This window comes from Anseongella ginsenosidimutans (genome assembly GCF_008033235.1).
Classification (GTDB): Bacteria; Bacteroidota; Bacteroidia; order Sphingobacteriales; family Sphingobacteriaceae; genus Anseongella; species Anseongella ginsenosidimutans.
Window position 1 is genome coordinate 2100377 of sequence record NZ_CP042432.1, and the last position, 12012, is coordinate 2112388.

General features: G+C 53.8%; 5 protein-coding genes. All 5 read left to right on the forward strand.

The window, feature by feature from the left end; all coding sequences use genetic code 11:
• The first annotated feature begins 2 nt into the window (after positions 1-2).
• From FRZ59_RS18495 to FRZ59_RS08815, 5 genes are read left to right on the forward strand one after another with little or no spacing between them, the layout of a single operon-like run.
• Positions 3-4376, forward strand: coding sequence for a glycoside hydrolase (locus FRZ59_RS18495; protein ID WP_132129955.1), 4374 nt, complete (start codon positions 3-5; stop codon positions 4374-4376).
• A 5-nt stretch (positions 4377-4381) separates the two neighbouring features.
• Positions 4382-5143 (forward strand): SGNH/GDSL hydrolase family protein, encoded by a 762-nt coding sequence (locus FRZ59_RS08800; protein WP_132129954.1) that lies wholly within the window; start codon positions 4382-4384, stop codon positions 5141-5143.
• 51 nt (positions 5144-5194) lie between these two features.
• A complete protein-coding gene (locus FRZ59_RS08805; protein WP_132129953.1) occupies positions 5195-8260 on the forward strand; it encodes a SusC/RagA family TonB-linked outer membrane protein in 3066 nt (1021 codons plus the stop codon).
• 27 nt (positions 8261-8287) lie between these two features.
• Positions 8288-9790 (forward strand): RagB/SusD family nutrient uptake outer membrane protein, encoded by a 1503-nt coding sequence (locus tag FRZ59_RS08810; RefSeq protein WP_158640575.1) that lies wholly within the window; start codon positions 8288-8290, stop codon positions 9788-9790.
• Positions 9791-9826: 36 nt separating this feature from the next.
• Positions 9827-11959 (forward strand): glycoside hydrolase family 2 TIM barrel-domain containing protein, encoded by a 2133-nt coding sequence (locus tag FRZ59_RS08815; RefSeq protein ID WP_132129951.1) that lies wholly within the window; start codon positions 9827-9829, stop codon positions 11957-11959.
• Positions 11960-12012: the final 53 nt, after the last annotated feature.

Sequence of the window (12012 nt, forward strand, 5' to 3'; positions counted from 1 at the left end):
GCATGGACAGCCGCATTCATTTGTTGATTTGTACCCTTTTTTGCCTGCTGACGATGCCTGACCAGACAGCTGCCGGCGACTGGCCGGTTCCACCAGGCAAGGATGATGGTGAAACGTGGCTTGCCGCCGGCGACCCGCCCCGCCTTTCCATCGGCGGTGAATGGGAATATCGACTGGACCCTGAAAACAAGGGCCTGGAGGAAAAATGGTATGTGCAGCGCTTTCGGGCCGAAGGCAGCTTGCAGCTCCCTGGCACCCTGGATGACGCCGGTATTGGCCGCAAGCCCGAACTTACCGCGGATACGATCAGCAGGGAGGTCATGCTTCACCTGACGCGGAAACATCAATATGAGGGAGTGGCCTGGTATCGCCGGGAAGTGATCGTGCCGGAAAGCTGGGAGGGAAAAGAAACCAGCTTATTTCTTGAGCGCGCCCTTTGGAAAACTACTCTCTGGATCGACGGAAAAGAGGCAGGTTCCCGGGAAAGCCTCAATACGCCCCATGAATATGACCTGGGGAAATTGCTTTCCCCGGGAAGGCATGTGCTTGTCCTGAGAATCGATAACAGCAAGCAATACGATATCAGTTACAAGAATATGGCCCACGCCTATACCAATGAAACCCAGATCATGTGGAACGGTGTGATTGGCGATATGTACCTGGCCGCGGTTCCGGATGCGGCTATTTCTTCGGTGCAGGTGTTTCCTGACGTGGAAGCCCGGACAGCAACCGCCGTCCTGAAGCTGGAAAGCCGGTTCGCGGAAGCGGTTAAAAGCAGCCTCCGGCTGACGGTATTTTCAGGTGAAAGGATTATTCAACAAAGAAAGATCGCATTAAACCTGTCTCCGGGACAATCCACGCATCGTACAACACTGCTGCTTGGGCCGGACGCCGAATTATGGGATGAATTCAATCCCCATCTTTATACGCTCCGCGCGGAACTTGGCGCTACCGCTCCCGGATCCCGGCCGGACCACCCCGGGCGCGCGGAACACCCGGCCGCCGAGATTGCAAAGGCCGCCGCAACATTCGGTTTGCGGGAATTTCATACGGATAAGGAACAGCTTTTCCTGAACGGGCGCCGCCTCTTTCTCCGGGGTACCCTTGAATGTAGCATTTTTCCGCTTACGGGCTATCCGCCTGCCGGTAAAAAAGGCTGGGAAAAAGTATTCACCGCGGCCCGCTCCTACGGGCTTAACCACCTTCGTTTCCATTCCTGGTGCCCTCCTGAGGCCGCCTTCGAAGTAGCCGATTCCATGGGCTTCTACCTGCAGGCCGAACTTCCGCTATGGGCCAAGGATTTTGGAGAAGATACCGCCACCGTACGTTTTATCCGCGAAGAAGCCGAGCGTATGATCGCTGCCTACGGGAACCATCCTTCCTTCTGCTTCTGGTCGCTGGGGAATGAACTTCAGGGAGATTTTGACCTTATGGAATCGCTGCTGGTGGAACTGAAAGAACGAGACCCCCGCCGCTTATATACGACCACCACCTTTACCTTCCAGGGAGGGCATGGCGACTGGCCGGAAACTCAGGACGATTTTTTCGTGACGCAATGGACCAAAAAGGGCTGGGTGCGGGGACAAGGGATCTTCAATACGCGCTACCCGGATTTTAACACAGATTATTCGGTTGCTATTGAGGGTATTTCCGTTCCTGTGATCACACACGAGATTGGCCAGTATTCGGTTTATCCAAATCTTGATGAAATAAAAAAATACACCGGGGTGCTGGAGCCGCTGAATTTTATAGCAGTCCGGAATGATCTCCGCCGCAAAGGCCTGCTCAAATACGCAGATGAATTTACTCTTGCCAGCGGTAAGTTATCGGTTTTATTATACAAGGAAGAAATAGAACGCGCGCTTAAAACCAGGGGGCTCAGCGGTTTCCAGTTGCTGGACCTGCATGACTTTCCCGGCCAGGGAACGGCGCTTGTAGGCATCCTGGACGCTTTCTGGGATAGCAAGGGCCTCGTTGACGCGGAAGTCTTCCGGCAGTTCTGTTCACCTGTGGTGCCCCTGCTCCGGTTTCCGAAAGCCGTCTACACCAACGACGAATATTTTGAAGCTGCGGCGGAGTTGTCGAATTACAGTGCGGAAGACCTTGAAAACCTGCGTGCAGAATGGAAAGTTACCGGGAGGGAAGGTGCAATTATCGCAACGGGTAAATTCGAGGCAGCCACCATTCCTGCGGGGTCGCTGGCTTCGCTCGGAACCATACGTACGCCGCTGGCCGGGCTCAGGGAAGCTGCCAAATTGAACGTAACCATTACTATTCCCGGTACGGACTATAGAAATGAATGGCCCATTTGGGTATATCCCGCTTCTCTTTCCGATAGAACAAAACCGGGAGACTTATCCGAGGTGGTCTTTACCCGTTCGGCCACTGAAGCGCTGAAGTTACTCGCCGAAGGCAGGAAGGTGCTGCTGAACCCGGATACTTCGCAGCTGAAAGGCGTGGACGGCCGCTTCACCCAGGTATTCTGGAGTCCGGTGCATTTTCCAAATCAGCCGGGGACAATGGGTTTGCTTTGCGATCCGGAACATCCCGCGCTGGCGGATTTTCCCACTGACTTTCATACCAACTGGCAATGGTGGGACCTGGTCATGCACTCCAAAAGCATGGTCATTGATTCTCTTCCGCCTGCTGAGCCGCTGGTACGCGTAATCGATAATTTTTTCAAAAACCGGAAAATGGCCCTGGTGCTGGAGGCAAAAGTAGGGAAAGGCCGGCTGGTGATTTGTTCCGCAGACATCAGCAGCGACCTTGAAAACCGGCCAGCCGCCCGGCAATTGCGATACAGCCTGCTGACTTACATGAAGGGCGGCTCGTTCCGGCCGGAAACCGTACTCGAAAAGGAAGACGTCCGCTCCTTAGTTAAGAGTGAGGCAACCAGCCTTATTTTGAAACTTGATGAGACCCGCCAAACCATTCATAGTTTCGGGGCATCGGACTGCTGGACGGCAAAATTTATCGGAACCTGGGCCGATGAAGAAAAGAAAAACCGCATCGCCGACCTGCTCTTTAGCATGGATACCCTGGACAGTGGCAGTCCCGAAGGGATTGGCCTTTCCCTTTGGCGGTTCAATATCGGAGCGGGAAGTTTTGAACAGGGTGTTGCTTCAGGTATCCGGACCGATTGGCGGCGGGAAGAAAGTTTTTTAAACCCGGACGGCTCTTATGACTGGGAGAAACAGCAAGGGCAGCAATGGTTCCTGGAAGCCGCCCGCGAGCGTGGGGTAAAATACTCCCTTGGCTTTTCCATTGCTCCCCCGGTATCGATGGCGCAAAACGGAAAGGCATTCAGCCCGGGCGGGAATTCTTTAAATCTCCAAACCGGAAAGCTGGATGATCTCGCGGCTTTCCTTGCGAAAGTAGCCGGACATTTTCGCTTCGATTATTTAAGCCCTGTGAACGAACCCCAATGGGACTGGGCCGCCAAAGGTAATGGAGCCAGCCAGGAGGGCAGCCCGGCGAAGAACAGTGAAATAAGCCGGCTGGTGAAATTGTTATCGAAGGAAATAGCCTCCGCCGGAGGGAAGACCGAAGTCGTTGTGGGCGAAGCGGGCCAGTGGAATTACCTCTACGAAAGAAACAAGGACGGGCGTGGTGACCAGGTACGGGAATTCTTTTCTCCCGCGTCGCCCAATTATATCGGAGGCTTGCCCAATGTCCTGAACGTGATCTCAGGGCACAGTTACTGGACCACTTGCCCGGATTCGACGCTGACCGGGGTACGACAGCAGGTGGCACAGGCAGTGGCTTCGGTTGAGCCGGCGCCGGCCGTATGGCAAACCGAATTCGGCATACTGGGAAATATCTGCGATCAGTACAGCGGTTCACCAAGAAATACCAGCATTGATTACGGGCTGTACGTGGCAAAAGTTATTCACCACGACCTTACGGTGGCGGAAGTTTCCTCCTGGCAGTGGTGGCTGGCGATGAGTCCTTACGATTACAGCGATGCTCTTGTATATATCAACGATCCGCAGGGAACTATAAACCCGGACAATGCAAAGGAAGACGGGAGGGTACTTGAGTCAAAACAATTATGGGCCATGGGTAATTTTTCAAGATTTATCCGCCCGGGCATGCAGCGGGTGGAAGCTTCTCTTTCTGAACAGCCTTCTTCCGGCGCGGCAGCAGGCAGCTTAATGGTTTCCGCCTATAAAGATACTTCCGCGAGAAAGCTGGTGATCGTTATTATCAATGAAGGCACGTCTGAAAGGAAGCTTAGCCGGCCGGAAACGCTCCGGTCCGGCGCGCTCCGGGTATTCACCACTGATGCCAGGCGGAACCTGGAAAAATCGGTGATTACCGGCGATCATTTTACCGTAGGTCCGCGTTCGGTGACCACCCTCTTAGCAACATATTGATGTATATGAATAAGATAAGCCCCCTGGTTTTGGTTTTATTGCTGGCCGGCCTTTCTGCCGGCGGGCAGCTTCAGGCAGTTTCCCCGGAGGTTATTCCCGGTTCGGGCATACACCCGGATTCCGCCGCCGGTGCTGGCAGTTACCTGGATTCCGTTAAAGCTGAATTACAAAAGCAATGGCCCCATAACCGGACCATTAATCTTGTTTTTCACGGGCATTCCGTGCCATCCGGCTACTTCAAAACACCGGAGGTCAGGACCTTTGACGCTTATCCTTACCTGGTGTTGAAAGAGCTGAAATCCCTTTATCCAAATGCGGTGATCAATGTAATTGTCACCGCTATCGGCGGAGAAAACTCAGTACAGGGGGCAAAAAGGTTCCGGGACGAAGTGCTTTCGCACCGGCCGGATGTGCTGTTCATTGATTACGCCCTGAACGACCGGGGGCCCGGAATTGAAAAGAGCAGGGCCGCCTGGGAGGAAATGATAGCCCGGGCTTTGGAAAACGATGTAAAAGTTATCCTGCTGACGCCTTCTCCCGATTTGCGGGTGGACATCGGTCAGGCGGGGAATGAGCTGGAAAAGTTTACCGGCATGATCCGGGAGCTGGCGAAAAAGCATCGCGTCGGACTGGCGGATAGTTACGGGCAATTCAGGCGTGCTGCGCTTGCGGGAAAGGACCTGGAGGAATTTATGTCCCAGGTGAACCACCCTAATAGGAAAGGGCATGAACTTATTGCGGCGGAGATCATGGAATATTTTAAATAAAAGGACTGCGTCACCGGCGGCGAAGCCCGGGACGAAAAAAACCACAGTACAATGAAAAAGCAATTAATGAAGGTACGGAAAGCGGCAGGTATGGCATGCCTGCTGCTGGTACTCCTGGTGCAGGCGGCCTTCGGGCAGGTATTGCCAGCCGTCAGCGGAACGGTGGCGGACAGCAGCGGGGCGCCGCTGCCCGGTGTGAGCGTATTGGTCAAGGGCACGCAAAACGGCGCTTCTACCAATGCCGATGGTAGCTTTTCCCTTCAGAACGTGGCAGGGGGTGCCACCCTGGTGTTTTCTTTTATCGGTTACCAGGCGCAGGAGGTCCCGGTCAACGGCCGGGAAGTGATCAATGTCACGCTGCAGCAGGACCTGCAGGCGCTTGATGAAGTAGTGGTGGTGGGTTACGGAACGGTAAAGAAGAGCGACCTTACCGGGGCGGTAGCTTCCGTAAAAGCGGAAGAACTGGCTACCGAAGGTCTGAATACTGTCGCCAAGGCGCTGCAGGGTAAAGTGGCCGGGGTAACGATCGAATCAGCAGGAGGCGATCCCGGAATGGGAACCCGTATTATGATCCGCGGCGTGGGTTCCCTGAATAATAATAATCCTTTGTACCTGGTTGACGGCGTGCCTGTCCCGGACATCAATAATATATCGCCGAATGATATTGCTTCCATCGAAGTGCTGAAGGACGCTTCCGCCGCCGCCATTTACGGCTCCCGGGCAGCGAACGGCGTGGTGCTGATCACGACCAAGTCGGGCGAGGCGGGAAAAACGCAGGTCATATTCAATGCCAATGCCGGGGTACAGCGGCTGGCGAAGAAAATAGATGTGCTGAATGCGCAGGAATGGGCCAGCGTAAGCAATGCGGCACACGATGCGGCGGGGCTTCCGCGCCTGGAGATTGCCGAAGATCCGGCCCTGCTGGAAAGCGGCCTTGACTGGCAGGACGAGGTCTATCGCACGGCGCCGGTACAGAATTATGAGCTTAGCATTACCGGGGGAAATAAAGGCAGCCAGTACAGCGTGTCGGGCGGCTATTTCAACCAACGGGGCTTAGTGAAGGTGACCGGTTATGAGCGGCTGAACCTTCGCGTGAAATCGGAAACCACCAAGGGCCGTTTTCGATTTGGGGAAACCTTACTGCTTTCGCAGGAAAGCTGGACAAAGATGCCCGGCGGATGGGGCGGGCAGGGCGGCAACCCGGTAGGCTCCGCTGTTAAAATGATCCCGGTGTTCGATATTTACGATACTACCGCCGTGGGCGGCTTCGCAGGGGCCTACGGCCCGGTACTGAACGTGGCCAACCCCCTTGCACAGCTTCACCTGGAAGATATCAGGAACCGCTCAACCGACATTGTCCTCAATTTTTTCGGGGAAGTGGAACTGCTGCCCGGGCTGAGTTATAAGCTGAACCTTGGTTATAATAATACTCACGGCTACGATTATGATTACGAGCGCCGTTACCAGGTGGGAACGCTGTTCACCCACCAGACCAATGACCTGAGCGAGGACCGCAGTCACCGCCGCTTGCTCATGCTGGAGAATACCTTGAATTTTACCCGGGAATTCGGAAAGCACAGCCTGCAGGCCCTCGCCGGTTATACCATGCAGCAAAACCGCCTGAGAACCCTGTGGGGATCTGCCATTGACCTCCCTGACGGCATCAAAGTCCTGGACGCGGCGGCAAGCAATCCGGCCACCGGCGGGAACCTTTACGAAAGCGCCCTGCTTTCGATGCTGGGCCGTGTGGTATATTCCTACGACAGCCGCTACCTGCTGACCGCCAGTTTCCGGAGGGATGGTTCTTCCCGCTTCGGCGATGAAAACCGCTATGGGAATTTCCCTTCGATTGCCCTGGGCTGGAATATTTCCAATGAAACGTTCTTCGATTCTTTCAGCCAGGCGATCAACCGGCTGAAACTCCGGGGAAGTTACGGGGTGCTGGGAAACCAGGAGATCGGGGATTACCTGTATAGCGCCGCCATTGCTTCCAATATTAATTATGTCACGGGCGCCGATCAGCATAAGTGGTTCGGAGCCATACAAACGGCATTTGCCGACCCTGATATCAAATGGGAAAATTCAAGCACCTTCAATATTGGGGTGGACCTTGGCGCCTGGCAGGATAAACTGACCTTCACCGCTGATTATTTCATCAAGAGGTCTACCGACGTATTACTGAACGTGCCTATTCCCGGTTCCACGGGTGCGGTAGGCAACCCGGTGGTCAATGCCGGAATCATTGAAAATCGCGGCCTGGAAGCTTCCCTGGGTTATTCGGGCGGAAAAGGCGACTTCAATTACGATGTTTACGGAACCATTTCAGCAATCAATAATGAAGTGGAGCGCCTGGGCACGGGCACTCAGCAGATCTTCGGAGGGCAGCCCACCCATCACGGCTCTTCCACCACCCTTACACAGGCCGGAGGCGAAGTGGGGGCTTTTTACCTGGTAAAAACGGATGGTATCTTTAATTCCGAAGAAGAGGTGCAGGCGCACAGCAAGAACGGGACCCTGATCCAGCCGAATGCTTCCCCCGGGGATATCCGCTTCGTGGATGCAAACGGTGACGGCAGTATTTCCGATGAAGACAGGGTGCATGCCGGAAGCGCTTTTCCTGATTTTACCTACGGGCTGGGCTTTAACGCCCAATGGAGGAATTTTGACCTGGGCCTCTTCTTCCAGGGAACGCAGGGGAACATGATCTATAACGGCTTCCGCCAGGACATAGACGGCATGAACCTGGAAATTAATTACTCGAAGGCAACCCTGAATGCCTGGACACCGGAAAACCATACGGATTTTCCCCGTGCAGTGATCAACGATCCTAATTATAATACCCGGACGTCCGACCGTTTCCTGGAAGACGGTTCTTATCTCCGCCTGAAGTCCCTGCAGCTGGGGTACCTTTTCCCGGCGCAGGCGCTGGAACGGATCGGGGCCGGATCCCTGCGGGTTTACCTGAGCTTTGATAATTTATTTACGATTACCGGCTACGACGGCTATAACCCGGACCTGGGCAGAACAGGTTCCATATTGAACAGGGGAGTGGATTACGGCCATGTGGCGTATCCGCTGGCCCGCACGGCCAACCTGGGTGTTCAACTGCAGTTTTAATCAACCGGTCATCTAAACGAAATGAAAATGAAAAAGATACTGATCACGCTGGTAGCCGGCCTGCTGCTGACTGCCTGCACGGAAGGCCTTTTAGACCTGAAAAATCCTAATCTGCTCACCACCGATACTTACTGGGAAACAAAAGACGATGTGATGAGTGCGTTCGCCGCCACCTATAGCCTGCTCCGGGATGTGAACGGAGGCTACTGGGGCGTTCGCGGCGTGGAACTGACCAACGGAAGGGGGGATGATTTCTTTATCCGGAACGACGTAAAGGACCTCTACCAGTTTTCCACCTTCACCAACGCGCCAGATAACGGAGTAGTGACCAATATATTCAATAACTGCTACCGGGGCATTTTCCGGTGCAACCAGATCCTTGAAAACATCGCGGAAATACCGATGAGCGAAGAAGAAAGGGCGCAGCTGATCGCGGAGGCGAAATTCCTGCGGGGGCTAAATTATTTCCACCTGGTCATTAATTTCGGGGACGTGCCTGTCCGCCTGCAAACTCCGCAAAGCCAGGAAGAATACTATGCTGCCAAATCACCTGCAGAAGAAGTATGGCAGCAGGTATTCCAGGACTTCAGCGAAGCTAAAGCCGGGCTGCCGCTGGAATATCCTGCGGAATGGACCGGCCGGGCTACCCGTGGAGCCGCGCTGGGTTATCTTGGGAAAGCCTATCTCTATCACGAGGACTGGGACAAGGCCGAAGCAGCCTTTAGCGAACTGATGCAGGCGCCTTACCAGTATGACTTGACGGCGGACTATGCGGATAATTTTACTGCGGAAAGGGAGAATAACGAAGAATCCGTCTTTGAGATACAGGTTCAGGACGTGGGCGGCACTAACCCCTGGGATGTAGGCAGCTCAAATGAAGCCCTTGGTGTGACTACGGCGCAGGAATTCGCGCCCGCGGAAGTGGCCGGCTGGTTCGAAGCTTATCCTACCGATAAAATATTCAACGCTTTCCAGGAAGAAAAAACACCGGGCGGCGATTTCGACAAGCGCATGTATGTGACCCTGGTTTGGGACTACCCCGGCGCCATGTACTACAACCGGCCTTTTTCGGAATTCAAATCGGAATTCGGCTTTCAATCCCGGTTCCGGAAGTACCAGAACTGGCAAAATGACAATGAAGGGCGCTTTATTTCTAATATTAACGAGCGGGCGCTTCGCTTTGCCGACATATTACTGATGTATGCCGAAGCGGTGACCATGCAGGGCAAGCCCCAGGAGGCCTACGAGCCGGTCAATCGCATCCGCCAACGCGCAGGGCTGTCCGTATTGCCTGCCGGCTTCGGAGAAGCGCAGATGATGGCCGAAATACAGCAGCAGCGCATGCTGGAATTCTGCCGGGAAGGGCTGCGGTTCTATGACCTGCGGCGCTGGGGCTTGCTGCAGGAGGAGATCATGAGCAGCGATAAAGTGGGCCGGCAATTCCTTAACGTGCAGAAGCATGCCTGGTTCCCTATTCCTCAGGCGGAACTGGACAATAATCCGGAAATGGAACAAAACCCGAATTGGTAAAGGCCCGGGCGTATGGGCTGTGAGACCTGAATAAAAATGCTTACAAGAAGAAACTTTCTAAAAAATGCCGGCGGTACAGGGGCGCTGGCCATGCTTCCCGCCCTGACGCTATCTGCTGAAGCAAACCGCCTTTCCGGTTCCGGGAAAACGGAAGAAGCACACGATGACCTCCTTGTTTCATTAAATGGCCCCTGGCTTTTTCGTACGGATCCGGACGATAGGGGAGATGCCGAAAAGTGGTATGAGCTAAACGAGACTTCACCCGATTGGGAAACCGTTTCCGTACCGCATACCTGGCAGGTTGACCAGCGTTATCATGATTACCTTGGGACGGCCTGGTACAGGAAGGTATTCACCGTGCCTGAAGACTGGATGACAAAGACCCTGCGCGTTGAATTTGAGGCGGTGTATCATTCGGCAAAGGTGTGGCTGAACGGGAAATATGCCGGGGAGCATTTGAGGAAAGGATATACTGCCTTTATGCTGGATCTTTCCGGCCTTATACGCCCGGGTGAAAATTACCTGGTGGTGCAGGCCGGCAACCGGTACGATGACCAGATGCTTCCTCGCAATAACTCTTATGATTGGGCCGCCGATGGCGGCATTACCCGCCCCGTAAGCCTGTATATTACCCCAAAAACGTATGCCGAAAATGTGCGGGTAACAGCCCTTCCCGACCTGGAGCAAGGGACAGCAACCATAAAAGTACAAACGCAAATAGCCAACACTCTGGAAGACAGGGCGCGGCTTTCGGTAACCTATGAGATCCTGGAAGATCGCGGCAACCGTTTGGTATTATCGTCGGGTGAACAGGTCCCGGTAGTATTAAGGGCGGGGGAACATAAAATTATTGAGTTTCCGGACCAGGTGCTGGAGAAACCGCTTTTATGGCATTTTGACTCGCCTAATCTTTATCATATCGTGGTCTCGTTAAGCATAGACGGGCGCGTAGTACATACCAAAAAGGACACGTTCGGTGTTCGCAAGATAGAGGTAAGGGATGCCGGATTCTACCTGAACGGTGAGCGTGTATGGCTCGCCGGCGTGGAACGAATGGCGGGAAGTCATCCCGAATACGGCATGGCCGAACCTGCTTCTTGGATCCGGCACGACCACGAGGATATGAAAAACCTGAACTGCATATTTACCCGCGTTCACTGGCAACAGGATAAAAGGGTGCTTGATTACTGTGACCGGCATGGCATGCTTATCCAGGTGGAAGTGCCTACCTGGGGCGGCGGAACGTTTAAAGGGATGAAAGAGGAACCGGACCAGGCTATTATGCAGAACGGTTTGGAGCAGCTGAAGGAGATGATCGGAAGAGAATATAATCGTCCTTCGGTATTTTCCTGGGGCTTATGCAATGAGATCGGCGGGCAAAACCCGCCTGCCTATAAATTTGCGGAAAATATGCTTAAGGAAGCCAAACGGCTGGACCCTTACCGGTTATGCGCTTACGCATCCAACACCCTGCATTATACTCCGGAAAAAGACGTCAGCAAGCTCATGGACTTTATCGAATGGAATGAATACCATGAAAGCTGGCTGGGCGGCGACACGGAAGACATGGAGAAAAATCTGCAAGCCATTCATAAGGCATTTCCGGACAAGCCGCTGGTGATCTCCGAATACGGATGGTGCCGGTGCGCCCCTGACCGTAAAGAAGGCGATGAAAAATTAATATCTATCCTGAAGCGTCACAATGCCATTTTCCGTAAGCATGATTATGTAGCGGGATTAATATTCTTCAGTTACAACGATTATCGTACCCACAGGGGCGACAAGGGCATTGGCATCCTGAAACAACGTGTGCATGGTGTTGTTGACCTCTACGGTTCAAGACATCCCTCGTATTATGCGCTGCAGGAGGAATCCAGCCCGGTGGAGTCGCTGGACGTGTCCTTCCATGACCAGGCGCTTCATGTTTCGATTGACACGCGAAAGCTGATACCTGCCTATACGCTGCGAAATTACCGCTTGCGGTGGATTGGCTACGCTGATCAGGACATTCCCCTGGAAACTGCTGAAATTACCCTTCCGGATATGAAGCCCGGCTATGCGGGAGCGTTCGAATTTAAAACAAGTTTGGCCGCATTTGAAAAAATTAAGGTCGAAGTGCTGCGCCCCACCGGATCCGTTGCGGCCCGCGCCCGGTTGCTGTTCAAGTGACCGGGTTTTTGCACGGTAGGAAAATAATCCATTATATTCCCAACATCCTCCAT

Excerpts from the sequence above, each read along its gene's own strand:
- FRZ59_RS08805 (WP_132129953.1), top strand. The coding sequence starts at position 5,195 with ATGAAAAAGCAATTAATGAAGGTACGGAAAGCGGCAGGTATGGCATGC.
- FRZ59_RS08810 (WP_158640575.1), top strand. The coding sequence starts at position 8,288 with ATGAAAAAGATACTGATCACGCTGGTAGCCGGCCTGCTGCTGACTGCC.
- FRZ59_RS08800 (WP_132129954.1), top strand. The coding sequence starts at position 4,382 with ATGAATAAGATAAGCCCCCTGGTTTTGGTTTTATTGCTGGCCGGCCTT.
- FRZ59_RS18495 (WP_132129955.1), top strand. The coding sequence starts at position 3 with ATGGACAGCCGCATTCATTTGTTGATTTGTACCCTTTTTTGCCTGCTG.
- FRZ59_RS08815 (WP_132129951.1), top strand. The coding sequence starts at position 9,827 with ATGCTTACAAGAAGAAACTTTCTAAAAAATGCCGGCGGTACAGGGGCG.